Source organism: Paenibacillus sp. p3-SID867, from assembly GCF_025142895.1.
Classification (GTDB): Bacteria; Bacillota; Bacilli; order Paenibacillales; family Paenibacillaceae; genus Paenibacillus_AQ.
In genome coordinates, this window is sequence record NZ_JAMBDM010000002.1 from 543,828 (window position 1) to 570,312 (window position 26,485).

21 protein-coding genes are annotated in these 26,485 nt (G+C 45.3%); 3 read left to right on the top strand and 18 right to left on the bottom strand.

The window, feature by feature from the left end; all coding sequences use genetic code 11:
• Window positions 1–133 precede the first annotated feature (133 nt).
• A complete protein-coding gene (locus tag M4D81_RS05705; RefSeq protein WP_260064964.1) occupies window positions 134–796 on the top strand; it encodes a 3'-5' exonuclease in 663 nt (220 codons plus the stop codon).
• Window positions 797–805: 9 nt separating this feature from the next.
• Here M4D81_RS05705 and M4D81_RS05710 read toward each other — a convergent pair whose 3' ends face one another.
• The 5 genes from M4D81_RS05710 to M4D81_RS05730 form a co-directional block, all read right to left on the bottom strand.
• Window positions 806–1,762 carry a helix-turn-helix transcriptional regulator gene (locus M4D81_RS05710; RefSeq protein ID WP_260064966.1) on the bottom strand — a complete coding sequence of 319 codons (957 nt, stop codon included), beginning with the start codon at window positions 1,760–1,762 and terminating at the stop codon, window positions 806–808.
• 165 nt (window positions 1,763–1,927) lie between these two features.
• Entirely contained in the window at window positions 1,928–2,908 is a 981-nt protein-coding gene (locus M4D81_RS05715) for a PDDEXK family nuclease (protein WP_260064967.1), read from the bottom strand.
• Window positions 2,909–3,034: 126 nt separating this feature from the next.
• Window positions 3,035–6,334: a UvrD-helicase domain-containing protein gene (locus M4D81_RS05720; RefSeq protein ID WP_260064968.1), complete on the bottom strand. Its 3,300-nt coding sequence runs from the start codon at window positions 6,332–6,334 to the stop codon at window positions 3,035–3,037.
• On the bottom strand, window positions 6,327–9,221 hold the full coding sequence (locus M4D81_RS05725) for a PD-(D/E)XK nuclease family protein (protein ID WP_260064969.1): 2,895 nt from the start codon (window positions 9,219–9,221) through the stop codon (window positions 6,327–6,329). The genes M4D81_RS05720 and M4D81_RS05725 overlap by 8 nt, the downstream gene beginning before the upstream one ends.
• 85 nt (window positions 9,222–9,306) lie before the next feature.
• The gene (locus M4D81_RS05730; RefSeq protein ID WP_260064971.1) at window positions 9,307–9,672 is read right to left on the bottom strand and encodes an HIRAN domain-containing protein; all 366 of its coding nucleotides are present in this window, start codon (window positions 9,670–9,672) and stop codon (window positions 9,307–9,309) included.
• A gap of 418 nt (window positions 9,673–10,090) precedes the next feature.
• Here M4D81_RS05730 and M4D81_RS05735 point away from each other — a divergent pair, with 418 nt between their 5' ends.
• Together M4D81_RS05735 and M4D81_RS05740 are read left to right on the top strand one after the other, a co-directional pair.
• Window positions 10,091–10,333 carry a hypothetical protein gene (locus M4D81_RS05735; protein WP_260064972.1) on the top strand — a complete coding sequence of 81 codons (243 nt, stop codon included), beginning with the start codon at window positions 10,091–10,093 and terminating at the stop codon, window positions 10,331–10,333.
• A 1-nt stretch (window position 10,334) separates the two neighbouring features.
• The gene (locus tag M4D81_RS05740) at window positions 10,335–10,724 is read left to right on the top strand and encodes a retropepsin-like aspartic protease (protein WP_260064973.1); all 390 of its coding nucleotides are present in this window, start codon (window positions 10,335–10,337) and stop codon (window positions 10,722–10,724) included.
• A 206-nt stretch (window positions 10,725–10,930) separates the two neighbouring features.
• Here M4D81_RS05740 and M4D81_RS05745 read toward each other — a convergent pair whose 3' ends face one another.
• The 13 genes from M4D81_RS05745 to M4D81_RS05805 all read right to left on the bottom strand — a co-directional run bounded on the left by M4D81_RS05745 (window position 10,931) and on the right by M4D81_RS05805 (window position 26,477).
• Entirely contained in the window at window positions 10,931–11,170 is a 240-nt protein-coding gene (locus tag M4D81_RS05745) for a hypothetical protein (protein ID WP_260064975.1), read from the bottom strand.
• A 120-nt stretch (window positions 11,171–11,290) separates the two neighbouring features.
• Entirely contained in the window at window positions 11,291–11,602 is a 312-nt protein-coding gene (locus M4D81_RS05750) for a hypothetical protein (RefSeq protein ID WP_260064976.1), read from the bottom strand.
• Between the two features lie 340 nt (window positions 11,603–11,942).
• The gene (locus M4D81_RS05755; protein ID WP_260064978.1) at window positions 11,943–12,695 is read right to left on the bottom strand and encodes a superoxide dismutase family protein; all 753 of its coding nucleotides are present in this window, start codon (window positions 12,693–12,695) and stop codon (window positions 11,943–11,945) included.
• A gap of 229 nt (window positions 12,696–12,924) precedes the next feature.
• Window positions 12,925–14,160: a family 16 glycosylhydrolase gene (locus M4D81_RS05760; RefSeq protein ID WP_260064980.1), complete on the bottom strand. Its 1,236-nt coding sequence runs from the start codon at window positions 14,158–14,160 to the stop codon at window positions 12,925–12,927.
• Window positions 14,161–14,207: 47 nt separating this feature from the next.
• The gene (locus tag M4D81_RS05765) at window positions 14,208–15,602 is read right to left on the bottom strand and encodes an ABC transporter substrate-binding protein (RefSeq protein ID WP_260064982.1); all 1,395 of its coding nucleotides are present in this window, start codon (window positions 15,600–15,602) and stop codon (window positions 14,208–14,210) included.
• A gap of 237 nt (window positions 15,603–15,839) precedes the next feature.
• On the bottom strand, window positions 15,840–16,724 hold the full coding sequence (locus tag M4D81_RS05770) for an AraC family transcriptional regulator (RefSeq protein ID WP_260065101.1): 885 nt from the start codon (window positions 16,722–16,724) through the stop codon (window positions 15,840–15,842).
• A gap of 90 nt (window positions 16,725–16,814) precedes the next feature.
• A complete protein-coding gene (locus M4D81_RS05775; RefSeq protein WP_260064984.1) occupies window positions 16,815–18,230 on the bottom strand; it encodes an ABC transporter substrate-binding protein in 1,416 nt (471 codons plus the stop codon).
• 41 nt (window positions 18,231–18,271) lie between these two features.
• Window positions 18,272–19,234 (bottom strand): carbohydrate ABC transporter permease, encoded by a 963-nt coding sequence (locus M4D81_RS05780; protein WP_260064985.1) that lies wholly within the window; start codon window positions 19,232–19,234, stop codon window positions 18,272–18,274.
• Complete coding sequence (locus tag M4D81_RS05785; RefSeq protein ID WP_260064987.1) at window positions 19,231–20,124, bottom strand: carbohydrate ABC transporter permease; 894 nt, start codon at window positions 20,122–20,124, stop codon at window positions 19,231–19,233. The genes M4D81_RS05780 and M4D81_RS05785 overlap by 4 nt, the downstream gene beginning before the upstream one ends.
• A 1-nt stretch (window position 20,125) precedes the next feature.
• A complete protein-coding gene (locus M4D81_RS05790; protein WP_260065103.1) occupies window positions 20,126–22,540 on the bottom strand; it encodes a DUF5696 domain-containing protein in 2,415 nt (804 codons plus the stop codon).
• A complete protein-coding gene (locus M4D81_RS05795) occupies window positions 22,540–24,651 on the bottom strand; it encodes a YIP1 family protein (protein WP_260064989.1) in 2,112 nt (703 codons plus the stop codon). Before M4D81_RS05795 ends, M4D81_RS05790 begins: the two co-directional genes overlap by 1 nt.
• Before the next feature lie 24 nt (window positions 24,652–24,675).
• Window positions 24,676–25,590: a carbohydrate ABC transporter permease gene (locus M4D81_RS05800; RefSeq protein WP_100540388.1), complete on the bottom strand. Its 915-nt coding sequence runs from the start codon at window positions 25,588–25,590 to the stop codon at window positions 24,676–24,678.
• Window positions 25,590–26,477 carry a carbohydrate ABC transporter permease gene (locus M4D81_RS05805; protein ID WP_397376662.1) on the bottom strand — a complete coding sequence of 296 codons (888 nt, stop codon included), beginning with the start codon at window positions 26,475–26,477 and terminating at the stop codon, window positions 25,590–25,592. The genes M4D81_RS05800 and M4D81_RS05805 overlap by 1 nt, the downstream gene beginning before the upstream one ends.
• Between the last annotated feature and the right edge of the window lie 8 nt (window positions 26,478–26,485).

A 26,485-nucleotide genomic window follows, 5' to 3' on the forward strand; every position in this document is an offset into this window, starting at 1 on the left:
ACCTAATCTCTCTTTACGTATTCTCTTAGAAAGCATTATATCTCCCCCCCATCCCCGAACACCCATTCCCTGACAACCCCAGCCACTCCCCTCTGCTAAACTAATAACAACAATTGCAGAGAGGAGCACTCCAATGCCAAATTACATTATCTTCGATCTTGAATTCATGGTGGTTCGTAAACATCAGCATCTTGCCGACATTATCGAAATCGGTGCGATTAAAATGACCGAACAGGAAGGAACACTGGTCATGACCGATGTGTTTCATTCCTATGTGAAGCCTTTGAGACAGTATAAATTAACACCGGAAACGACGCCGTTTACAGGGATTACGCAGGATCAAGTCGATCAAGCACCGTCTTTTCCTGAAGCGCTCAAAGCCTTTCAAGAGTGGATCGGCGAGGCGCCATATTATTTATGCGCGTGGGGCATGGATGATAAATATCAACTCATGCAGCATTGCCGATACCATGAGATCTCCTTAGATTGGCTTCAAAATTATAACGACATCCAGCTAGCGTTTACTCGGCTTCATCAATCGGATCATCGACAGAGATTCGGATTGAAGCGGGCTCTTGATCTGCTGCAGCTTCCATTCATCGGGGAACCGCATCGAGCAACCGATGATGCCTATAACACGGCCAAAATCTTTTTATCCATCTTCCCTAACATTCAATTGGTTACTAATAATGCCGCGGAAGATCAGCTGTACGTCTCGGAAATGGTATATTCCACAGGCTCGGAGGAGAACCACCCATTCAGCAAATTGGCGGAAATGCTGGGAATGGCACAATAGTGCCGTTCCTTATTCCCCCTCATACAGCTTGCGCCATTGTTCAAGCCGTTCTTTCATCCGGTCCCGATAAGACACTGGCGCCAAAATCTCAGCATCCGGTCCGTATTGACTTACCCAATTCATAAATTCCCTGTCGTGATTCAAGGTAACCTCGAATAGCAATCCGCCATCTGGCAAATCCTTCATTTTTGGTCTGACGAACATTTCCTCTTCCTTGATGTAACGCGCGACGTCCGGCGAGAATTTCACTTTGAAATGGATTTGTTCCTCGCCGCGTTCAATCGACCACGTGTTCTTCATATAACTCTTCAGGTTAAAGTCCCCGCGCTCAAAAGTGCGGTTGGTCATCTCCATAGAGCGGAAACGACTCAGACGGAAGGTCCGAATATCCTTCGCCTGATGGCAATAGCCGATCAGATAGAAGCGTTGATCCCTCGGGACGAGGTAATACGGATCGATCTCTCGTTCCGTTTGTTGGTTTCGGCTCTGTGTATGGTAAACGACGGTGATCGTCTTTTCTTCAACAATGGCCTGAATGACTTGATATAGATAGTTGGGCGCATCCTCCCTATATGCAGGAGAACCCATTTGGATAATATCCGTGACATGTTTGAGGATTTCGCGATCCCGCTTCTTCTGCCGAAAATGTGACGCCATAACCTTATCGTATGCCGTTTCGAATCCCGGCGGCATGTTGCTCTGATCGACAAAGGAAGGAAGCATGGAGAAGACCAGTGCCTCCTGCTGCGTCCAATTGAATGGGAACATGGCAAAATCCCCAGCGAACGTGTAGCCTTTGCCATACCCTTCATTGGTAATCGGAGCCAGCACATCTAGTGAACGCAAATCGCGATAAATCGTTCTTTCCTCGGTTTCACATCGTTCCGCCAATTCCTTGGCGCTGATTCCAGGTCTTGCTTGGATGGCATAAATAATTTTGAACCAACGAAACAGCTTATCAGACATAGTTCTAATCTCCTATGATAATATTCCTAATATATACATCATTCGACAGAGATTTACCATCCCCTTCTATATTCTCATAATTCCAATGGATTATTTTCCAGGATTTTTTCATGTTAGACATGCAATTAAAAAGGCAGGCATAGTAATATGCCGTACCTTGTTTCTTCAATCTTCAATTCCCACCTGCAACATATAGTCTTCACGTATTTGTGACAACGTTTTACCACTTTCTTTATGTATAGCAAAAACATAAGTTTGAACACTTGACCATCCAAAAAGTTCTTTTAGCCATGTTTGCATGGATAACTCCTGACCACCTACATTCACATTTCCATTCGATAGAAGTATAGCCTCATCGCCCTTACCTTTAGCTACGATAGTATCTCCCTCTCTTACCACTCCCCAAGTTAGCATAGCTTCGATCTTAGGTAGACTTCTTCTAGTGATGTCTTTCTTGGTTTTGATGACTGCGGGAAATGACCTATCCAAAAAATTAATATAATAGTCATCATGGTCCGCAACAGGAAGTAACTTTTCTGCGTTTATATATATGTCACTATTAATTTTGTATGGAACCAACCTAAAACAACTAATATCAACATTATTGCTATTTAACCAGGCTACGGCAGAAAGAGTTTGATCATCGAATTCTGACGCTACCAATATTATTCTTTGTTTGTTGTTAAAGGAGCTTACTGCACCGTTTCTTTCTAAAAACTCATTTAACTTCCTGATGCCAAGTTCATATGAAGTTAACTCGCTTGTTTCGTATTCATTTCGGTATTTTTCAATATAAGGAGCGTATACCTTTTTAACTAGCTCATCTGTAGATTTAATAGTAGCGTAACTAGCTGCATAACGAATGGCCTGGAATTCGAAAGCTTCTTTTCGGTTCTCAATATCTCTGCGGTCTCTTTTAATCTCTATCAAAACAACGTTACCATTGTTATCGATAGCAGTTAAATCACTTCTTCCATTCCTTTCGTTTTTAACCTGTCTTCCCACAATGAGCATGGATTCCTCTTCATCGCATAACATAAAAACACTGTTTCTTAAAATTTCCTCCAAGTCACTTTCCACCATATCTAGCTCCATAAAAGTAACTGATTCTATTTTTTCTGCTTTAGCACCATGAATGCTATACATATATACCTCCATATCATTCAGCAATTAATATTTATTCTCATCAAAGAAGTTTATTTTCGATACCAAGTTATGACTGTACCTAGTTAAGCAATCGTCGTACATTGGAACATGTGTTTTTTAGAATAGTTACAACACCACATACCGCCCAACCCCCGCAAAATAAAGCCCCGCTTCTTTAACTTTGAAGCCAAAGGTATTCTCCCATTCAGTAGCGTAGACTAGAACCTGAGGACGATAGAAATTAACAAACGTCTGCAGGGCCCCCTCCTCGATGTGATCGGTTTTGAAGTCAACAATGACCCAGCCGTCTTCTTCTTCGAACAGAAAATCGATGACGCCTCGCATGTAAGCATGCTTTACAGTCTCATCCTCGATTGCCGAAGCCGCGGCCGCTTCGAGCTGGATGTCTTCCATTGCCAAGCTATTGTAAGTCTTAAGCTCTTCAGTGCTCTTCCTAAGTAACAGGGGCAGCTCGAACAACCGGCGGCGAGCACGCAAGCTTCGCTGCCACAACTCGCTGACCAGGATGCTTCGCGCAATTCGAACAGCTTCGGGTATGTACTCTGCTGCCAATCCTTCTTCGCTAGCAAGCAAATGTACGGCCCCTTCTAGATCCGACTCGGCCAACCCTTTGCCGAGCATTTCCAGCGAGCGGTGGACAACGCTGCCGAAAGCCATCCCTTTCCCCTCCGACGACCATTCCGGGCGGTCATGAAGCGTCTTGGTCTGTTCCGTCACCGACAGCAGCGAATAGGTAGGCCGGCTAATATCATTCAGCTGGCGTTGACGAGTTGCCCGAATGCTGAGGATATCGGGTCCTTGGGTTAACTCCGTTTTTGGCGTTTGTATGCGTTCAGGAACCTCAAGCTCCGGCAACTCTAGCATTCCCTCAATCAGCGGGGTCCATGGGCATTTGGCCGGCTGCTCGGGATATAAACTGATGACCAGCATTTGCTTGGCCCGCGTAGCAGCTACATATAACAATCGATCTTTCTCTGCCTTTTCGAATGTCCGCTCCCGCTCACTCATTAGGCTCCAACCCGGAGGCTGAGCTACCGTTTTCGATTGAAAAACCCCTACCTTTTTATGGATCGTAAAATACCCTGCCGCCGGATCAGAAGACCGATCGATATATTGCGCGGGATCGTGTTCAGATTCTTCGCATGGACCTGCGAGGAAAACAACAGCGGCTTCCAGTCCTTTCGCTTTATGCAAATTCATCACACGGACGGCTTGATCGCCACCGGCATACAGACTCGATGTTTCCATCCCTTTGCAGGTTCTTTCCATCAGTCGGCATAGTTCGCTCCAGCTTGAACCAGCTCGGGCATCGCTGTGCACAAGCTGCATCAATCCAACCAAGGTTCCAGCGCGTACCGAACCTGCGGGTAATGCCGACACATACGGTACAATTCCCAGATCTTCGACGATAAGGCTGAAAGCCGCCGCAGCGCTTAATGTACGGACCCAATCCGAATACACGCGTAGTTTGGCCAATGCTGCGCCAACTGGCTGCGCATCGTCGCTCAGGTCCCCCGGCGATATCGACTCGTATAGAGAGATCCGGCAGCCTACCTGCTTGTAAGCCCACAGCTGCTGATCGCTTAATCCAAATAACATGCCGCGCAGTACCGCCAGCAATGCAGGCTGATCGGAGGCATCCTCGAGGCAGCAGGCCAGCTGCCAGAGCATCAGCATTTCTTCATAAGCGGCCGTGCTTCCTGAAGTATCGGCAGGAATACCGCTCAGATCCAGCTGTTCGGCATAGACGTGGATGAATTGTTTCGTTTTGGTCAGGATCATAAAGTCCCCAGGAACCGCATTCCGGCTTGTGCCGTCCCTCTGGATCATCTGCAGGTTGCCGTCGGTACAAGCCCATGAAATATAACTCGCAATACGCTTGGCATCTTCGAGGGAAGCCGCAGCTTTGCCCCCAGCAATCTTGGGATAGTTCAACACGTGTACACCATGCCCTGCTGCTTGGGTCGAGAGATCCCAGTCCGTTTCCATCTTCGCGAACGCCGCTTGATATTCCGTTTCGGCAGAAGGAAATTTGTCTGCAAACCGACTGTTGATATACTCCCCAATCGATGGAACGGAGCGGAAATTCGATGTTAACTTGAGTACTGTCCCACACTCCCGGATTCGCGCTTTAACCTCGTTGTAGATCGAGATATCTGCCCTGCGAAAACGATAGATCGACTGCTTCGGGTCCCCAACCAGAAATAGTGAGCCGGGCCTCGGCTTCAGTTGCCTCCAGTCCAGATCCTCCAGTATCGACTCGCTAACGCCCGTCAGCAGAAAAATAAGCTCTGCCTGAACCGGATCCGTATCCTGGAATTCGTCAACAAGAATCCGTTGGTACTTTTGTGCAAAATATGTCCGAACTTCACGATGGCTGCGAAGCAGCTTGGCGGTTTCCAAGAGCAGATCCTGAAAATTCAAACGTCCCGCAGACAAACGGCGTTCTTGGCAATAAGCAATAGCCGGACGAACGAACGCAATCAGCTTCGGATATAAATATTCGCGCCATTCCTGCAGGAATGGAAGCAACACGGCCTGCTGCCAATCGAGAAATCTTGTCTTCATCTCGATGGCCTGCTCTTTGGATGTCCATCGCTTCTGCGTTACATTGATCTTGCCTTCGAACTCCTCAGCGATTTCAAGAATGCGCATATCGTCCTTCAAGTCGATCAGCTGCATCTTTTGGCGATTTGTACGTACAAGCATTTGAAGCTTGTCCCAGCCTGGATCAGGCTCAGTCGATGGAATATACGGTGCCGCCGCGTCAAGCAGTGGAAAGAGCGTCTCCCGAATACGGTCGAAGTTCGGATAATTTCGTTCCTGACAAGGCAGCTCGACATCGGAGAACATGGATACCCGATCATAAACTTCCTTCAGGGTATTCACATTAACGGCGAGCGATGATAGTTCGTCATAGAGCTGCAGCTGCGTGTCATTCAATTCAGCAATATACTCATCCCAACAGGCAGCATGAAAGAGCTTTTCCTCCTCTTCCGCCATCTCCTCAAAATAGGGTTCGAGCCCCGCTTCGATCGGACGTTCCCGCAACAGCAAACCGCAGAAGGAATGGATTGTTCCAATAAACATGAGATCCAGATTGCTAAGAGCAGCCGAAAATCGACTGCCGCTCATTGAACTGGGCTCAGCTGTCCGATTGGCGGTTTCCAACGCGACTCGGAATCGTTCCTTGAGCTCCCCGGCAGCTTTATTCGTAAATGTGATAGCCGCGATTTGTTCCGCATGCACGCCGTGATCAATTAAGGCAAGAAGCCTGCCCACCAAACTAGTCGTTTTACCGGAACCGGCCCCCGCCTCCACAAGCAGCGTCGTATCTAAATCTAGAAGGATCCGTTCACGGTCTGCTTGATCTGGAGGCATGCTTAATATGCTAGATTCAATCAATCTCTTCAACCTCCCGCAGTGAACCTAATGCAGCTGCATTAACAGCGGCTCCACGTTTGTTCACCATCCACTCGGCGTGTGAGCCGCACACCGCCTGGTAATTGCACCACGTACATGTCTTAACATCCTTTGTTGGAATGAACACCCCCTGGTTCATGGAATCCAGAAGCTTAGATACAATGTCGCCCAATTCCTCCCTGCGGTTTTGCTTTCTCCTAACATACTCTCCTCTTCCCCGTACAGTTGGAAAAGCATATTCCGCTTCCGTCACCCTCGCCTCAGGGTCTCTTCCTGTTACATGAAGCCACTGTTCAACCGCGATTGCATACAGGGCATGCTGCAGCTGTGTTCCTCCGCTGAAATATCCAGAAGAGGCATACCTTTTTGTATTGCCTGTTTTATAATCAATGATTCGATATTCATGGGGGCCGATTCGGTCAACCCGGTCTACAAAACCTTTCAATCTTATTTGAATTCCGCCAGGCAATGTCAGCACCATCGGCTCACCTTCAGATGTCCCTAGTTCCAACTCGAAATAGCAGGGCTGTTCGGTCTTTCCTTCTTCGTTCATGTAAAAAACCTCTGCATCGCGCCGAATACCCTCAGATTCCTTATTCAGCACATGCTCGCTTGGAGACGGTATGGAATGCGCGGCATCTTCAAGCGCTTGGTCTACAATCATTTGCAGCTTGCGTCTGTCATGCTGCGACGGTTTTGTCCCGGACTCCGTAACCTCCTCTAAATACTCCCTGTATATATGATGCAGAAGCGTTCCCCGTTCATCGGGCTGCAGCCAACGGGTACGGTCGAAGACCGGAATGTCTTTGGGACGCAGTTTTAACACGGAATAAAAGTAGTACTGCAGTCCGCATGCCGCATATTTCTCGAGTTGACTCACACTAATGGCTTTTTGGCCCAGCGTTCCATCCGTACTTGGGAATTCTGCTATGTTCATACTCAGCCACCCGTCATATTTCGATAACCTTTCGTCTTGGCGATTCACCCGGGCTAGATATCCCTGTGCCAAGGCTGGATAAGCATCTGATACGGCTTCCCATCCATCTTTTGTTCCGCTTGGATCCCGAAGATATTGCGCCCATGCATCGATCTCATCATATGTACTTCTTCGTACTTCCGGATGCAGCACATCCATTACACTGTACGGCTGGCCTAATACCCTCTCTAAATCACTGAAATCCTGTGTGTCATCCCCAGATTGCAGCCTCATCATTTGCAGCATCTCGAATGCAGGGCTGCGGCTTTCCCGCTCCCCCGGATCGTACGAAGCATAACTAAGCCACAATTCCCCGCAAATCAGTGATAACCGGGCATCACGAACACTCCTGATTTGTTTGACTTGTTCACGGATCAGCTGCAAATTTGTTGATACTGCCGCCCTCTCTTCATCCAACAGCAGAGGATCTTGTTTGGCCGGCACGCTCCAGGCTCGCTCATCCATGCCAACGATCCATGTTCGGTATCTTCCGCTGAAGCCGCCATTGTGTATGGAAGTAACATGAACTGCCCCGGGCTTCGGTGTTGCATCGACACGGATTCGTATACTGTTCAAAATTCCCTTTACATATCGTACCGCCCACTCGGATGTCATTGGTCCAACCATAATTCCCGATAGACGTGTGTTCCAAGATTGAATCGCGGTTTTTACGCTCTGGTCGTCGCTCGAATGAACAGGCACATGCTGCTCAACAAAATCCGACAACCATTCGAGCAGCTGATCCGGCCTCCACTCGCTTCCTTCCGGAAGATTGTCGAACCAGCCCTGAATCACCTCATGCAGTTTCATTCCCAGCTCTTGCTGCTCATCGCCTATATTTCTGGAATGAAGGATTGCGACATATCGATGTCTGCCCCAGCCGATTCCGCTGCGCTCCAGCAGGCGAATCCAAACTCCCGCCGATGCTTGCTGGTCAGGAATTTTCAGACATCCATGACGAAGCATCTCGGTAAGCCGTGACACCGGGTAACCTTCATCGATCCAATCAAGGATGGCCAATACGGCCTTGCCTGCCGTGCAATAAGTGATTGGGAGCCCGTTTGAAAACGTACTTGGAATCCCCGATGCCTCTGCCTGCGAATGGATCACAGGCGCATATCGTTCATAATCGGACAACAAAATTTCCATATGATCAAGCGGAGCCGGTTCGGCTTGCATCCTGCGAAATCCTTCACGGACTTCCGCTAAACTTCCGGCAGCCCGAAACATCGTAAATTGATTATTAGAGAATCTTGCGTTGGTATAAAAAGGTTCATCGAAATCGATGATATGCAGGCGGCTCCCCGCTATTTTTTTTACGAGACACCATTCCGTTCTAGACCAACCCGTGGGCTGGAGGATTAAAAAATTGGTGTCATTCGCCGCTGGCTTACAACAATCCACCAAGCCGGCTAAATCCGTCAGGCCATGCTCCCTGAGGAAAGTCTCATAACGACCAAGCAATTGCTGAAGAAACAAGCCTTTGTTCTCGTTCATAAAGTCATTCGAATGGAATTCTCCGGAACGAACTCCAGCCATCCGCAATTCAACAAGCGACTGATGAACTTTACGGACCACCCCGGGGTTTACCATTGATTTTTGTGTAATGTAGCTGTGCGGGGCTGCTTCGGCCTGATGCAGCATCAGCTGTCGAACCACCCAGAACAACTGATCCTCATCAAGCAAACGAAGCCTTCTGCGCGCTAGCTCTAATGCTGTATTGGCGTGCACCATGCCCTGGAGAGTCTGGACTTCTACATTAAAAATAGAGCCGAAGCGTTCGCAAATTCGCTCAAGCAATTGATGCCCTTGTGAATAGGATGGGACAATCAGCACCTTAGGGGATAGCGGATCTTCTATTATTTTCTGATACAATCGATCTACCAGGTCCATGCCAATTCTCCTCCCTCTTAATTCTATATACCTAAATTCGTCAAAGTTCCCACTGTCCCTTCCTAATTCCACAATAAAAAACAAATTACGGCAAATTTCTCTCACTTAAAGGGAATGATTGATGTTCTGTTTGGAGAAAAACATCGAATGCTGCTATACCTTCCATAAGTTCTACTATGACCAAGTCCTTCACAATAAACCGAATCACTCCGTAGACTTGTTGTTCAAATGAATCATAAATCCGACCAGCGCTCCGACATCCTTTAGGCACCGTATGTGTGCTGTTCGTAACGTAACCGATCTTTCCAATCGGAGGAATAACCGCCTGGATCGCCTCCTCGTCATACGGATTGCCAGGATCTTTAACAAGCTGTACGACCATCCCCGGCTTCAAAAAACTCGTGCCGAAATAATGCGAGGTACCTGTTATTGCAATAAAAGCTTGCTTCATGTATACCTTCTTTCCGTTTCTCACTGAAACTCCTAGTATTTGCACTCCGGAAGTTTAGCCTAGTATCGTTGATTATCATATTTTATAGTTCTAAATGAACAGCTGTTTGTCAGCGAATGCATGTTCTAAATAAAAAACCTTCACACGACTGTCGTGTGAAGGGAAGATTCTATAATTTCTATACAACTTAAGTAAGACCAAGGATAAACTATGGGAGTTTCGATAAGTTATCAGCCAATGTACTTTCCCAAAAGTGTCACGACTTATTTTGGAGAAATAATGTGCACGTTTTTTTATTTTGTTATAAGGTATAATTATGTTATCCATGGTTTGATAAGGGATTAATTCTATTATAAAATAGCGAAACATGCTCACCCATCAAATCGGAGATTACAATAAACGAATGGGAGTGATCACAATGCAATGGCGAGAAGTGCGTTCGATTTATCCCGATCAATATGTCTTGTTAGAAATCCTTAATTCACATACCGAAGACAACATACAGTACGTTGACGAGGTTGCTCTTGTTCGGGCCATTCAAGACCCTTCCGAGGCGACCAAAGAGCTTTTAACATGCAAAGACAACAACATCGTCTACCATACGGGCCAAGAAGAAATTGCTATCGAATTGAGAAAACACCCTTTCTATAGGAGTCGCTAGCATGCTGATTGAATATATCGATAATCTGTTGCAAACTTCCATGACGATTCGTTTTAAAGGTCGTTCCCTAACGATCAATCATTTAGTCATCGATACCGGTGCAGCGCATACTCTTCTCTCCTCTGATATCGTGACGCAAGTTGGAATACATTTTGAAAATGGAGATAAACTAGTGCGCAGCTTTGGGATTGGCGGAGATGAATATTCTTTCCGCAAGCAGATCGATCAAGTCCAGTTAGGAAACTTCGTCATAGACAATTTTTACATGGATTTTGGTGTATTTCATGAAGATATTGATCAAATCAATGGACTCATCGGACTAGATATATTAAAAGGCGCAAATATGGTCATTGACCTTTATCGGATGGAAATGCATCCTGCATCCCTCTAGCATCAATTAAATAACGGACGCGATTCGCTCGCGTCCTAATTCATCCCCAACTATCTCAAACTTGCCATCGGAATACTTCCACTAGCCTTCTTGAGTTTTCCCTATTAACGCCTTTTTGTCTGGGAGCCGTCTACTGTACTTTTCTACTCCCGTTATACCTCTCAATACTTGATCTATAATCGTCTTCATCTTCTTCTCCCAACACATCAAAAGTCTTTCACATGACCATCATCTTCTTGCTCATTGATCTTCTTTCCGGATACGAATATAGATAACTGTCCATGATAATCCCACATCTTAATCCAAGGATATGTTCCTTCTGGCAGCTCAAAAACTCTTTCCTCTAAGGGCTTAATAGGTTCCTTGGAAGTTTTACTACCTTGCAAAAATGTTCCTAGGTGAATGTTAATTTCCTTACCCGTATCATTAAAATAGACTAACTTCACCAAATATCCCCTACCTTTTTATAATGGTTAATTTTGTATCATATTTTATCATACCAAACGAAATTGCAGCCGCGATGGTGGTCACTTGATATTTAGAAGAACTCTTCATACTACTACCCACTACGCCATATCCACAAAATGACCAAACAACATAAAGAAAATAACAGCTAAAATCATTAATCCTATGGAATAGAATATCAGTACAATTCTAGCGGCGAACCAGCTAAAACGCTCATATACTTGGCTTGCTATAAATTGAGTCGGTCCGAACAACGGAAAGGCCAAAACCATCAAAAACTCTAAATCATGGACAATCCATCTGTAAAATCTATTCCCTAGCGTTTTACTAAACAAATATAAACAAGCAAATAGTAAATTAAAAACAGTAAATGCACCGATCACGCCAAATATAACGGTAATAATATTAACCATGCGTATAACATCCTTTTCACTAACTTTTCATGAGGACTTGCAAGAGTCTAATGAGAATCAACCTAAGCACATCATTCATAAAGACCTTCTAACGATCCCCATGGTTATATTGTACAGTATCCCTGTTCTGGTCCAAACCGGAACTTCGAAGATCCCTCTACAGTACAGCAGTCAATCGTTAACGACGTATCAACCAAGATTACACCTTACATAAAGCACTCCACCAGTTCCTTCTATCACCTTCCGTTGCGCAGCCATCAAAAAAACGCACCTCCCTGTGGAGATGCGTTTTTCACTGGATTTCATATGTTGCAAACCGCAGGTGCTGCAACTTGCCAGATTACTCTGGGATATTCCCTCCAGCCACACGGTCGCCGGAATTGCCCGCCGGGTCGGTAACATTGTCATCCTCGCCGGCATGTATGATCAGCGAGCGCCCCAACACCGAGTTCGGCTGATTCTTATCAAGCGTTCCATGCTGAATGGTCAGCTCCGCTTCCACGTTTCCGTCTGCGCCTACGACTAGGTTCGGCATGTCGCCGACATGGCTTCCTTGTGGATGCTCAAGGCCATGGTGCTTATCGGTCGGATTAAAGTGCCCTCCGGCAGATTTAAAATCCGTTCCCTGAATTGCATTCTCATGCACATGGAACCCATGCTTGCCTGGAGTTAGGCCGGATGCGGTAATCTTTACCTTCACCCCGTCTTTGATCTGCTCCAACGTAGCGGAACCAACAGGCTCGCCCGCCGCATTGTATAGCTTGACTACAGGAAGCCCCAAAGAGATCGTCCTGGAAGCCTGCTCCCAGTACACAGGCTGGCCAACCAGGTCAGAAACCATGCGAACAGGCACATAGGTCGTGCCGTTATGAATAATGGAATCCGGCGCAGCCGTCCCTTGGTTCATGAATTGACCGGCAGGTGTAGATTGGTCCTTGCCGTTGACGTAGTAGCTTATTTTAGACATCGTGTGTTTAATCGCATCTACGGCTCCTTCGGGATTTGCAGCCGCCAGCGAAAATCCTGAAAACAGCATGGCTCCAGCAAGAAATGCTCCTGCCATATGTTTCAACGTGTATATCTTCTTCTTCACTTCATCGCCTCCTGATGATGGTATACCTTCATCTCCCAATACCCTGATTTTATACGTTTCAACCGTCATTTTATGGGAATTGGGGCTTTCGGCGTTGATCATTGATTCCTAAGACATGTAAAGTGATAAAATATACTACAATGAGGTAACTACGACTGCTTCAGTTTACGCCATCCATCCATTTCCTACCGTCCTTCACATAGGTTTCCACGCATTGAGCTCTGATCCATTACGCCTTTGCGCTCAAATAGACAGCAATATCCTGGATTAGGTACGATCCTGATTCATGGCTACCGTTGAAGGCTTGAATAACCACTCGAAGCGACCTAACCTGCTCTATTTGGGCAAACGTGATTTCGTGCGTTTCTAGCTCATCCTCACGATGGCTCCATGCGACCTGCCCTGACTCCCCCACTTTACGCCAATCGGTTAGACCATCAGGAGATACTTCAATATCCCACTGTGTCGGACCTTGCTTCAATCCCGCTCGTGTCGTTAACGATACCGTATTAAATGCTTTCGGTTCCATCCAATCCAAATAAATATAGTGAGGTAATGACTCTTCCGGTTTGCTGATTAGAGCGGTATTCGGATCTCCGTCATTGATATAACATATATGCGACTGTGCATTGTACAAATCTCCCCATGTAATATCGTTACCTACTCCGCTAATGGCAAACCGGGCGAGGTTGCCTTCTTTGCCTTCCAGCGGAGTGAGCTCCATAGGCATCCCTTCACGTTTATATAACCTTAAATAATCTACGAGGAATTCCTTCGGATACGGAATCGATCGATCCAGATCGCCAATCCATCCTCCATCGCCATCATTAATTTGCAGCAGGGTAACCATCGGATAATCCGGTGACTGATCAATTTCCCAGTACAGCTCATGATCCAGATAGAACTTCATACCGGATTCATCCCACTCAAAGCCGTATACATGAAAATCTTCAGATAAGTCCACATCCGTACGATACGGAATATGGGCATACTTCAATTCCGTATCACGCAATGAATGAAGGGTCGTATTCAGTAAACGTGTATCTTTGCCTAACATTTCAAAAATGTCGACTTCAGCATTTTGCTCTTTCTCATTTTCGAACCCGATCATCCACCAAGCTGAATTAAGCCCGCTCCCTTTCGCCACCTTCGCACGTAGCTCAAAGTAACCATATTTCGTCACAAGGTTCATGAAAGCACGATCATGATGGTTTAGCCCGAGATCATCACCGTAACGGTGCAGTCCATCTCGCATCCCCGTAACAATCGCGGATACACGCTTTTGCTCATCAGGCAGTTGTAACACGATACAACTATCCCGGAATTGATAGGTCGCCTTTGCTTCCTCTAACGTCTTCCAATGGGATAACCCGTAGGGTGAGAACTTCGTCTGGTCGAGCGTTTCCCCGTCAAATTCTTCATGAAATACGAGGGTCCAGCCTTCCTTATGCAGCAGATCTGTCATGATTTTACTCGCTCCTATTCCGTAAGTCTATTTTGTCTGAAATTCTCTTACTGTTTATTCTTGGCATCCTTAATCTTGATCGCAGATTCCTCTTCCAGCACACGGATGAACTCCGGGATGTTCATGTCCGAGGTCGCAAACTTCTGCATAGCCCCATTCAAATCAACATACTTATCCCACACGCTTGCTCTAGCAGGAGGAAGGGCAAATTGATTTTGGAACATGGCCATTACATTTTTACCTTGATGATCCGGATTGTCGGCACCAAACTGTTTGCGAATTTCCACATCGGATGTAGCCGGGATGGTGCCTTTTCTTGTAGCCTTCGTTTGATTCTCTATGGAAATAATCGCTTGCAGGACTTGCAGCGCTGCTTCTTTATTCTCGCTATACGGGTTAATGACGGTAGGGGCCGTATGAACCGCTGGAGCGGTCGCCGGGATGTCAGGCCAGGATGGTACCGGCAGAATGTCCATGTTCTTCTTGAACTCTGCTCTTTCCTCCGGGGTATCCCCTCCGAACCAAGTGAGGAAGCCGTGCCAGTTGATTTCCATCGCGGCTGTTTTTTGCATAAACTTATCTGGTTCCTCCGGATTGTAAATGCCGGGAATACTATATATTTTTTTCATGAGTTCCATATACTTTGTAAACTTCGGATCTTTGGACAATAGCAATTCCCCCGTATCCGGATCCGTCAACGTTGTGGACAGCTGCAACAGAGCAGCATCCACCGTATCCGAGCCAAACTCCAAGCCTACATACTGATTACCATCCCGGATACCTGTCGTTTTCTTAGCGAGGTCAATGATTTCATCCCAGGTCATATTGTCTGTCGGGTAGGGAACACCGAATAGGTCGAATACTTCCTTGTTATAGAAGAGGCCATAGATCCCTCCATTGCCCGTCAAACCGATCAACCGTCCTTCTGGGTCTTGAGCGCGAATCAGAGCAATAAACGAAGGGTCCACGGTGCTCAAGTCTATCCCATACTCTGCTACCATCTCATCCAGTGGCTGCACCATATCGAGATCGAGCAGCACATCTACCCCAAGGTTCGGCGTTAGTAAGTCAACCACCGTCCCTGCGCTGTTAATCTCTTGGATCCCTTCAGCCGTTCCGTTCCAATCGACATATTCGAATGTAATATGGGGAACAAGCTCCTTCATATCTTGAACAAAATTGTTCTGGAAATTTTCTTCCCCCCATTGGGTTGCTACCTTTAACGTAACGGGTTCATTCGAGAATTGCTTCACCTCTACAGGTTCAGGCTCCGCCACCTGCTCTTCCGTGTTCGTATTCGTTCCTGCGGTTGATTCTGTTGTATCTGGCTTATCACTTGTACCTTCACTGCCCCCGCCTGAGGAACATGCTCCCAGAACGAACATGAACAATAGACACATCATGAGCAGCAGGCCTAGACTTTTTTGACCACTTCTTTTCATACATAAACCCTCCCAGTTTCATCAACTCATAATACCGATGCGAAAAGAATGGATTTAATGAATGCAAGAGCCATTCGATCCGGGTTTCTTACCTTTGAACAAGCTAATCCTGAATCAACCTAATCTATTCTCCATCATTCGGAAGCGTTTCCAATCCGGTCTTTCATTCATAGTTTACTCGGCAAACCCTTGGAAGTATTTAGCCCAGAGTAACACTTTTATAACAAAAATAACCCCCTAAGATTCTTCTAGGGGGGAGACGATATCGAGTGACGAAATAAGCGTGGCATTAAACTGACTTAGACTGATTCCCATTCGTTTTTTGAACATTCGACTAAAGGAGTGCAGCTCCGTATATCCGACCTGGTTCGCAATCTCGCTGATTGAAAGGTCGGTTTCAATTGCGAGCTGCTTCGCCTTCTCTATGCGAATCGTAGCCAGATAATCAGACGGCGTCATGCCGTAACACTTGCGAAATTGCCGTATGATATAGTTCCTGCTCAGCCCGGTCATCTCACTTAACGTATCTAAACGAATCGTCGTGCTATAATTTTCTTTAATGTAATTACAGATTTTCACCATTTTCGCATTGATTTTGGTGGTCTGCTTCGCTGTTCCATCCACCGGATTGTTATTAGCCAAATCATACAATATTTGTAACAACAGTCCTTGGGCAAGCATATTGCTTGTCAACGTATGCTGCTGGACTGCCTGAATTAGGGGGATCAGTTTGCCTAGTAACGAACCATCTGGATCGCTCCCCTTCATGTAGTCATTTCCAAACATGAATTCGATTGGTGACTTTGACAGTCCAAAATGAAATGAAATGGTTATTCCCACGTATGGATCATCTTTAGAGGGTTGCAATGACCGAACAGCACCGGGTCGAATGATGTAAATATCCCCTTTTCCAAGCGGACACTTCACGCCATTCATCATATTATCTGCTTTCCCTTCGACTCCATATAGAAGCTGATATTGACTAATCTGCTGAGGTGTCATAAACCAACCCGTTGGAGGTTTGTACATATGGGCAAGCGTAATATATGGTGGATAATAGAATTGATCCTGCAATAACGGGATCGTTTCCTCTGGGTTCAGGACTGGAAGCTTATCATACATCACGATAGGACATGCTCCTCTCAAAGCGTCAAGAACCTGAGACGATGACCTCAGGTTCTTAACAACGTACTTATGCAGGCGTCCGGATTCTTATTGCCCTTGTTCTTTCTTTTGTTTCTCTTCCTTGATCTTAATCGTTAATTCCTCTTCCAGCTTACGTAAAAATTCGGCGATATTCATATCCGAGTTGGCGAAGTCTTTCAATTTCTCCGTGATCATACCTTCAGCTAATCGTTGATATTGCGATTTTCTACCTTCAATGATTTTTGCGTTTTCCGGGAAATACGCTTTTACATTTTTGCCTTCGTAAATATCTTTTTCACTCCCGAATGTCGCGATTACTTCAGGATTCTTCAATACCGTCGGATATCCTGCTGCGGAGAACTTCATCTGCATATCTTCCGCAACGACTTCTTTCATCCACTGGAAAGCTGCATCTTTTTGCTCACCGTATTTATTCAATACATACATATGAGCTTGCGTTGGTGTCGCTAACTGATCTTCTCCTCCCCAGATTGGCATGAGAACCGAATCTACATTCGGTCGAATGGTTTCAGGAATTCCCCATTCCAGATATGTGGGCCAAGACACTAACATCGCAGCCGTTCCACCGGCAAAGAAGCTTGCTTGTTTGTCCGGATCACGTTCATACATCCCTGGTATGCTATAGAACTTTTTCATCAATTCAAAATATCTTGTGACTGCCGGCTCCTTCGTAAGTAATACTTCATCCGTTTCAGGATCCACGACATTCGTAACAATTTCTTTAAGAGGTGCGAGCGCTTCGCTCGTCAGGCTGTTCGTATAGCCCATCTCCAGACCACGATAGTTTACACCATTTCGTTCTCCGGTCAACTTCTTAGCTAACTCAAAGGTTTCATCCCATGTCATATGGTCTGTCGGGTAAGAAACGCCGAACATATCGAAAATCTCTTTGTTGTAAAATAACGTAATGGTATCAGCAAACGTGGGCACACCTACCATGGAACCCTTATCATCGTAGGAGCGGAACAAAGATATGACAGATGGATTGATACTGGTTTCATCCATTTCGTATATCTTCATCAAGTCATCAATGGGCTCAACCATATCCAGTTCTTGTAAACCATCAATCCCTTTGGAACTGTATATAATATCCGGGATAACACCACTAGCGTTCAATTCTTGCAGTGCTTCCGAAGTGGAATCACCTTGAATCCATTTAACGGTTATATTCTTGCCTTCTGCTTTGAGCTTATCTTCAATAGGCTGCATGAGAGGAGCAATCTGATCGATACCCCATTCATGTTGAATGGTGATCGTTGTCTCCTCGCTGAAATCCGTCACAGCTTTACTCGTCCAATCCACTTCTTCTTCCTGTGAAGTTTCTTCGTTAGTCCCAGCAGGCTTTGCTTCGGATACAACTTCCGGTTCTTTATCTGCCGGATCATTGCCGGTACAACCTGAAAGTAATGTGGTTAGCATGAATACAAAAGTAATGATTAGAAATAATGTTTGTTTCTTCATTCATAATCCTCCTGTATTATCCCAAATGATTAGATCCAGGTCTATTCGACCAAACCTGTACGTTCAACACTCTCAACAAAGTAACGCTGGGCAACGAGGTAAAGAATAAGCGGAGGCAATATAACCAGGAAGCTTGCACCCATTTTGATTGGCTCTGCCAAATATTCCGGCAGTCCTCCATTCGTAATAAACGTTGTCAACTGATTATCGATAAATGACATTTTCAGTGCTAGCGGCATATCCCCACTTGAACCGAGGAACATCCTTGGATAATACGTGTCATTCCAAGTCCAGACGAACGAGAACAACAGGACGACCAGAATCGCTGGTCTTGCCAAAGGAAACATAACCCGTGCATAAAATCTGAAAGCACTAGCACCATCGATACGCGCCGCTTCTTCCAATGCTTTAGGCTGTGTGGAGAAGAACTGCCGGAAGATGATAACAAAGAGTGCGCCCTTTACACCGAATCCAAAAATAGAAGGTAAAATTAAGGTTAATAAATGACCATTCAACCCAAGCTTTGTATACACCATAATCGTAGGCAGGATAACCACTTGCGGCGGAATAATGAATGCCAGGAAAACAAGGAATAGAATGGTCTTCTTGAATGGCACATCAAGCCTTGCTAAGGCATATCCCGCTAACCCACACGAGATACAGTGCAGCACAGCTGTCGAAATCGCGATAAGTAAACTGATGGACAGTGACTTCGGATAATCTAGCAGCTTCCATGCTTCGAACACATGGCCCAAGTAAACGGAAGACGGAATCCACGTCACGGTTGGATCAATTAAGTCCTTTGCACTCATGACCATCTTCACGAGCATTTTTAAAATCGGGTTCATATACACATAGGAGGTTACGATGAATATTCCGTACAAGACCAGTTTAAATAATAGTCCTTGATTCATCTCTCGCCCTAGAATGCTATACTTCACTTGTCGTAATCCACGTTTCGTCGAGAACTTCTGTTTCACACGCGTTGCTATTTCAACCTTCATGTTCTGCCTCCCTTCCTCACTAACGATTTACTCCGGCATTTTTTTCGGTTAATTCTACTGTAGATGAGAATAACAATTCCCAGGAATACAAGAATAATAGCAAAGTAAATCCAGGCCAGCGCACTATTAAATCCGTAGTTGCCCGTATTAATCAGACTAATGACAGGATTGGATGGGAACGTAAACATATCGACAACGGTATAAATTAAGTTCAGCAGGATGAACGGCGACATAGCTGGTAGTGTGATCTTCCAGAATACTTCCCAAGGTGTAGCGCCATCAATTCGAGCTGACTCATACGCAGAAGTTGAGATGGTCTGAAGTCCTGCTATAAAGAGCAGAATTTGGACCCCGGAATACCATAAGACCAGGACAAACTGATTCAATACGGTCTTTACAGGTTTCGCCCATGAGCTATCCCCAAGGAACATATCCATGTAACCGCCAATATTAAATCGTTCAAGGAATCCCAGGTTCCCTTCCCCTTGATTAATAAATGACATCAGGACAGCACCCGTAGAGAAGATAACCGGTAAGAAGAAGATGGCACGGAATACAAATCGGCCGGGCAGCTTTTGGTTAAGCATGATGGAGATCATCAAGGCGAATATGACGATAACCGGGATCATGATGACGACTTCTTGAAAATATGGAATTAACTTATCGTATAGATCCGAGCTGTTAAACAAGATCTCACGATAATATTTAACGCCAACAAAGTCGTACACAATTTTTTTCGGTAATATTTTTACCGTGTGAAAGCTCATAAAGAGTGAGAAGACCAGCGGAAATCCTAAAAAAGCGATGAACCCGATCAACCACGGTGCAATAAATAACGACCCTTCCAGCTTTCGAGATCTCTTAGCAGAAAGTATTCGCTTTGGGGCCATATTACGCACCTCCTTTGCTTACGAGATAATCTTTAGCTTTCACAACAACATTGTCCACACGAACCTCTTTATCGTTATAATTAACGATCACTTGTTTCCCGTTACTATATGTTGTTTCGAATACGCCGCTTATGATTTCACGATGACCCGTAATGAACTCATTCTGCACATCGCCAAGCGCCTCTTCGTATTTTTGATACTGGGACACGATCTCATCAAGCCAGTCTTTGTAGTTTGTGCTATAGAACTCATGCAGAGAAAGTGATTTAAGCAGCTCCTGTGATGGGGCATTCGTCACGACAAATGACGGTACTGCGCCGTATTCAATTCCCTTTAAGAAATTGTTCGCATAGTCATCACTCAAGTTCGCATACTCGAACGAGTATGTTGTCAGACCGTGGAGAGCAATTTGGGCAAAGGGTACAACGCGATCGACAAACAAATCGTAGGAGAAGTTAGACGCCATATTGTCCATATGGCTGATATATGGGAAGGTATATGCGTTACCTCTTTCCCCTTTTACGCTGCCAAACGTTTCTTTTGTCTTCTCGAACAATTGGCTCTGAATTTCCTTCGATTGTTCTCTTGTTGTTAGATAATTCTCATTAAAATCCGTATTCAAGAACGATCCGATTCCTTGACCGTATACATAGCCATCGATTCCTAATGATTGTGCTTCTTGAAAATCCCCTTCGATAACACCCTGCATAAATTGAGGACTGACAAACGTCTTCCTCCTGCTATCCCAATTCATCGATTCAATGACAGAAGAAGCTAAATCACGAAGGCCATCTCTATTCTTCCGAAACCCATCTTTGCCGCCTCTGTTATACGTATAGGAAGAGGCATCAAGATAAACCGTGTAGCCCTTCGAATGAGCAAAATCGGTAAATCTCTTCATTCCTTTGTTACCACCAAGTTTATCTGGAACGGGGAAGTCACCGCCAAACTTGCTGTATCCATCGTTCTGCCATCCGAGATAAGTGATGTCCATGTTATCCACACCGAGTGCAGACAACTCCTGGACAATACCTTCCGCCTCTTTCGTCGTTGTTAACGGTAGATAGGAATCCCACAAAAATCCGTCTTCGGTATCGCCGCCAAGGAAGTGCAGCTGAAGCCGCAGCTTCGCTCGCTCACCTTCTAACGGTTTCATCGCAGACTCCTTCATCAACAAATCCCGATAGCGTTCTGCTAATGTAACATAGCTAATTTCCTCGTTTTTCTCCTCGATCATATAATAACGGGTAGCACGATCCGACTTCGTTATGTCCTTGCTATACGTCAAGTAACCATTCTGCTTCTTCGTATCTGTCGGTTGGAAGAACTTGAACCGGTATTGATACTCTGGTGCAACCCAGTTGAATTGACTGAATGATCCCGAAGGGGCCGCTACCACATTCGCATACTCCTCACCTTCCGTTATGACTCCTAGAAGCGCTTGCTTATTCGATTTAATCCCGAATACCGGCATGGTAATCGGATTACGATCAGAGAGGGTATTGCGGTTACTGTATGCCCAATCGTCACCGTAAACACGCTCCGTGTAGAGGTTCTGCGTGCCCGCACGACGTTCTCTGAAATCAATTAACGCGCCCGGACCGTCTGGGATGTACAGAAATCCATCTTCATCATTCGAAGTTTGGGCACCCAAGAAAGGGAACAACCGAATGGATACTAGGCGAGCCATAGGATCTTTCTTGGGCTTCGGTTTCTTGACTTCTTTGCCATCCTTATCAACCGTAGCTGCCGCCGGCTCTTCCTTCGGAATGACTTTCTCATCCACAAGACCCTCAGCTAACACCTTCGTTTCCACGAAATCTTCGCCGAGCTTTACTTCTACAGGAATAGTGAAGCCAAGATTCGGCATGTCATACATAACTTTAAATCCCTGATCCGTTACTTCGAACTGGCTTATTCCCCCTTTTTGTGCATAGAAGTTAGTCTCCTTCAGCAAATCTTTACGCAGATTAAACTCTACATAACGGAACATAAAGGGGGAAGCAAGATGCACCTTCCATGCATCCGTATTCAGCTTATCCTGCCAATCCTTCGGATTAGGAAAGGAGCGCCATACTTCTCCTGTTGTTTTACTTGTTACGGTAAAATGACCGGAGGACTTATCCGCCTTAAGCAATAATTTCTCATTTTCCGCTATCCTTTGGAACATAGTTTCATCCGGCAATTTTCCATTTAATTTCGCAGGGGTTACTGCCTGTGTCGTATTCGTCTGAGGTGCCGTCTTTGTCTCCGTTTGAGTTTCAGCCTTTGTTTCAGTCTGTGCTGTAGTTTGAGTTTCGGTCTGCTTCTTATCGGTTGAAGCGGATGTAGCAAACATGAAACCGCCGAGCGTCGACGCGAATAAGACGCAGATGACAGCTACCATTAATCGTTTTTTGGAGCGTAATAAGCGCATCACATCGACACCTCCTGATAGATCGTGTAAACAAAGTTACCAAATTCGGATGTGAGTCCGATTAAGATGAACACAAGTACCCACATAATGGTCATCGTGATGACCGTAAGTGTAATGTTCAATACCGTTTCCCCAACACCGTAGTTTTGCAGCGCTTGAATGTTCCAGAAGAATAATAACCCGCTCCACAAAAGCATACCGACCTCGATCGTGCTGTAAATGGATGCTTCGCTTTGTGTAAAGATGTTCGAAATAAGAGCAAGCGGGATCCCGAGTAACACAACTGGGAACAAGGAATAACAGCTTCCAACGAAAACATCTTTAAACCTTGCTTCACCTTGCTTGATCGAACCTACCAGATAGTTACATATCACCCATGAGAACCATACCGCCAAGAAGACCGTGAGCATGTAGGTTGAACCTTTGGCATAGACCGGAACCGGATTATACGTAAAACTCGTATAGAATGATTTCACCAGCAGCATGACCACCGTTAGTATGAGAATAATGAAAGCACTGATGTAGCCGCCCTTATTCAAATATCTCAAATCGCCAAATCCATCAATCGGATGTTTTAAGATGTAGAATACATGCTTTAATTGCTGGAACCAGTTTTGACTGTTCAACTTATTCGATTTCGGCATCATTCGGAAATTGAATTTTCTCTTTAGCTTGATAAAGACCCATAATAAGAGGCCGGCTATAATAGCAAAGTTCGCCAAAGTCGAGAAGTTTCTCTGGAACCATTGCAAGCGAATTTGCCAGAACGAGTCTGAGTATCCCTCACCATCTCCTGCAAGCTTGAACAAGGCTCTAGCGCGCTCGTATTCACCGCGAGAAAATGCGGCCTGAGCGATTCCTTTATACGCTGGAGCGAAATGAGCATTCAACTTCAGTACTTTGTTCCAATATTGCTCCCCTTCTGAATACTTGCCTTCCTCCATTAACTTGTAAGCTTCGTGAACCGTTGCTCCAAACTCGGTCGGTTCATAGACTTGAATGAGATTAAGCGCCTCATCCAAAATATAAAGGCGTTTGTTCGAGTTGGTTTCTACTGCAACAGGTGCAGCTGTTAAACCAACCAGCGAATTACCTAAGGCCGAACGGCCCGACCAATAGAATAACATCGTTCCGTTTGCATCATACTGGGAAACAATGTTCCGTGATTTATCGATAATCGTTACATTACCATTCTGATCTAAGGAAACATCGGTAAGCTGCTTCTCAATCAATTCATCAGATTCTACGGCAGCTAAGGAAAACAACCGTTCATTGAACGACATCTCTTTCCATATATTTTCGCCGCGAATGTTTAATTTCTTGACTTGCTCTGTTTTGGAACCGGAAACCGTATAGATGAAGCCTTGATCATCGATATCTATATTCCGGATCGTTACAGGCAGCAATCGAACTTGCCGACTCAATTGCTCTTTCGAATAAAACTGTCTCCGAATGATATCCATCAGCGTTACTTCCGTTTTATTCGTACCGAAGAACTGATCGAATTTCCCCTCAGGGGTAAATTGGATGATCCCGTGATAACTCCCTTTCGATACAACATAGATAAAGCCGCGTTTATCGATCACCATATTCGTCGGTTCATATACGAAGGATTCATTAATAAGCGGGGATTCAGGACGGCCAATTTCATTTAATAATTTCGCATTCTTATCAAGGTGAACAACCCGCTTATTACCTGTATCCGCAATGTAAATATCGCCATGATCGGCCACAAACACACCCTGTGGTTGATTTAACGGGCTTTCTGGCAATGTGATGATCCGAACGAGCTCACCATCTTCATTCAGATGAACAATCCGATTATTATCGGTATCCGCAATATAAATATCATCGTTGTCTGCAATGAATAGATCCTGAGGCCGTTGCAGCGATGTATACTCTACTTCACCCTTTTCATTGACTACTGGAATTTCCTGCGCTAATACGCCGACCGGAGAATAAGCAGATTGCGTCATAATCGTACGTTCATAGCTATCTTCCGTGAAGGTACGATAAGGAACATCAGCGCTTGCGATCATCGGGAATCCAGTCAGTGCAATCAAGCAGACTAGCCAAAGCATATATTTCGATTTGCTTTGATGGTTGCGCACGGTACACCTCCCCCATTCCTCTGCTTATTTGATTCCCGAATGCGCCATCGTCGTAATTACTCTTCTCTGGAAGATCAAAAAGATGATCAATGACGGTAAAAACATGATTAATGCTCCTGCCGCCGCAGCTCCCTGTCTGGCTACAGAGTTACTTAGCCCAGATGTTAATGTGCTCATGTAGAACGGGAGCGTCTTCATGGAATCTTCCTGCATGAATAAAGTTGAAGTCTCCACGTTCCCCCATGCCGATTGGAAGGCAAGGATTGAAATCGTTGCGATGGCAGGTGTGACGATTGGCATAACGATACGCAGGAAAATCGTGAATTCTTTCGCGCCATCGATCTTCGCAGCTTCCAGCAGCTCGTTAGGCACTTGGTCCATAAACTGTTTCAATAGGAATACTCCGACTGGCATCGCGACAAGGGGTAGTACGTGACCCAAATAAGTATTCATAATCCCTAGACTTTGAATGACGATAAAACGCGGAATTGCAATGGCTTCTGTTGCAAACAGCAGCGATAGCATAATTAAACCGAGCACAATTTTCGATCCTGGGAACGGATGCTTCGATAGGGGATAGGCACACATCGCTCCTGTGATCACCATGGCAACACTAGACAGTAAGGTAACCACAATACTGTTAAATACATACCTGGATACCGGCACAATGGTGCTTGCCGTCATGGCAAACAGTTCGGAGAAACTGCCCGTTGTCGGCTCCCTGACAATAAATGTGGGCGGGAACATAAATAGCTCATGCAATGGTTTAAATGCATGGTTGAACAAATAAATGAGCGGAAGGAGCATGAAAATGGCAAGCGGTAAGATACAGATGGCAATCCATATTTGTGCTCGATCGATCAATCTCAGAGCTAATACAAAATCGCTCCATTTTATCTTTAATTTCCGCTGCATGGCAGTCATCCGTGCCTCTTGCATTATTCATCCTCCTTCGGTGCGAATAAATAGCCGAAAAATTTACTTAACACATAACACATCAGAAGAACAACGATAGATATCGCACTCGCGTAACCGAGTTCGAAACGAATAAAGCCATAGTCATTGATATGATCAATTAATAATTGACCCGCATAATTCGGGGTCGGATTCGTACCCGACAATTGAACCCCGATACCTCCGGTTTTAATCGTATGAACGATCGCCATAATGGCTGCGAACATCATCTGCGGCTTCATCATTGGAATGGTGATGTACCACACTTCTTGAAGACGGCTCGATATCCCATCAATTCGTCCTGCCTCGTACAATTGTCTATCCACGTTGAGAATACCGGCCAAGATGGCCAAGAAACCGATCCCCATGGAAGACCAAATCGAGACAATGATCATAATATTGAGCAAGAAGTCTTTATCGAGCAAGAATAAAACCGGCTGCTCAATCAATCCCCATTTGAGCAAAAAGCTGTTAATATAACCCGATCGGTCCCCGGTAAACATAACGGTCCAAACGACGGCCATCGCAACACCTGCAGATAACGAAGGAGCGTACATGGCAAGTGCATACCAGGTGCGCATCGTTGTTGGCAACTGAGCAATTAACCAGGCTAACAAAAAGGCTAAAATATAACCGACGGGCCCTACGAATACGGCAAACTTAAACGAGTTTGGCAATACATACTGCAAGAAAATAATGTCCTGTGAGAATAAATTCTGGTAGTTAAGCCAGCCCCGCCATGATGGAAAATCAAAGGCATTAAAATAGGTGAAGCTTAACAGAATACCTGAAACAACAGGAATCAGGATAAATAGGATGAACATCGCCATGAACGGTAAAATAAATAAGTAAGATAAGCGGTACTTCCACATTTCTTTCA

What these genes read in the sequence shown, in the direction of transcription:
- M4D81_RS05775 (WP_260064984.1), bottom strand. Translation starts at nt 18,230, where the DNA reads ATGAAGAAACAAACATTATTTCTAATCATTACTTTTGTATTCATGCTA.
- M4D81_RS05705 (WP_260064964.1), top strand. Translation starts at nt 134, where the DNA reads ATGCCAAATTACATTATCTTCGATCTTGAATTCATGGTGGTTCGTAAA.
- M4D81_RS05740 (WP_260064973.1), top strand. Translation starts at nt 10,335, where the DNA reads ATGCTGATTGAATATATCGATAATCTGTTGCAAACTTCCATGACGATT.
- M4D81_RS05730 (WP_260064971.1), bottom strand. Translation starts at nt 9,672, where the DNA reads ATGAAGCAAGCTTTTATTGCAATAACAGGTACCTCGCATTATTTCGGC.
- M4D81_RS05710 (WP_260064966.1), bottom strand. Translation starts at nt 1,762, where the DNA reads ATGTCTGATAAGCTGTTTCGTTGGTTCAAAATTATTTATGCCATCCAA.
- M4D81_RS05715 (WP_260064967.1), bottom strand. Translation starts at nt 2,908, where the DNA reads ATGTATAGCATTCATGGTGCTAAAGCAGAAAAAATAGAATCAGTTACT.
- M4D81_RS05785 (WP_260064987.1), bottom strand. Translation starts at nt 20,124, where the DNA reads ATGGCCCCAAAGCGAATACTTTCTGCTAAGAGATCTCGAAAGCTGGAA.
- M4D81_RS05765 (WP_260064982.1), bottom strand. Translation starts at nt 15,602, where the DNA reads ATGAAAAGAAGTGGTCAAAAAAGTCTAGGCCTGCTGCTCATGATGTGT.
- M4D81_RS05770 (WP_260065101.1), bottom strand. Translation starts at nt 16,724, where the DNA reads ATGTATGATAAGCTTCCAGTCCTGAACCCAGAGGAAACGATCCCGTTA.
- M4D81_RS05750 (WP_260064976.1), bottom strand. Translation starts at nt 11,602, where the DNA reads ATGGTTAATATTATTACCGTTATATTTGGCGTGATCGGTGCATTTACT.
- M4D81_RS05800 (WP_100540388.1), bottom strand. Translation starts at nt 25,590, where the DNA reads ATGCAAGAGGCACGGATGACTGCCATGCAGCGGAAATTAAAGATAAAA.
- M4D81_RS05725 (WP_260064969.1), bottom strand. Translation starts at nt 9,221, where the DNA reads ATGGACCTGGTAGATCGATTGTATCAGAAAATAATAGAAGATCCGCTA.
- M4D81_RS05780 (WP_260064985.1), bottom strand. Translation starts at nt 19,234, where the DNA reads ATGAAGGTTGAAATAGCAACGCGTGTGAAACAGAAGTTCTCGACGAAA.
- M4D81_RS05735 (WP_260064972.1), top strand. Translation starts at nt 10,091, where the DNA reads ATGCAATGGCGAGAAGTGCGTTCGATTTATCCCGATCAATATGTCTTG.
- M4D81_RS05760 (WP_260064980.1), bottom strand. Translation starts at nt 14,160, where the DNA reads ATGACAGATCTGCTGCATAAGGAAGGCTGGACCCTCGTATTTCATGAA.
- M4D81_RS05790 (WP_260065103.1), bottom strand. Translation starts at nt 22,540, where the DNA reads ATGCGCTTATTACGCTCCAAAAAACGATTAATGGTAGCTGTCATCTGC.
- M4D81_RS05805 (WP_397376662.1), bottom strand. Translation starts at nt 26,477, where the DNA reads ATGTGGAAGTACCGCTTATCTTACTTATTTATTTTACCGTTCATGGCG.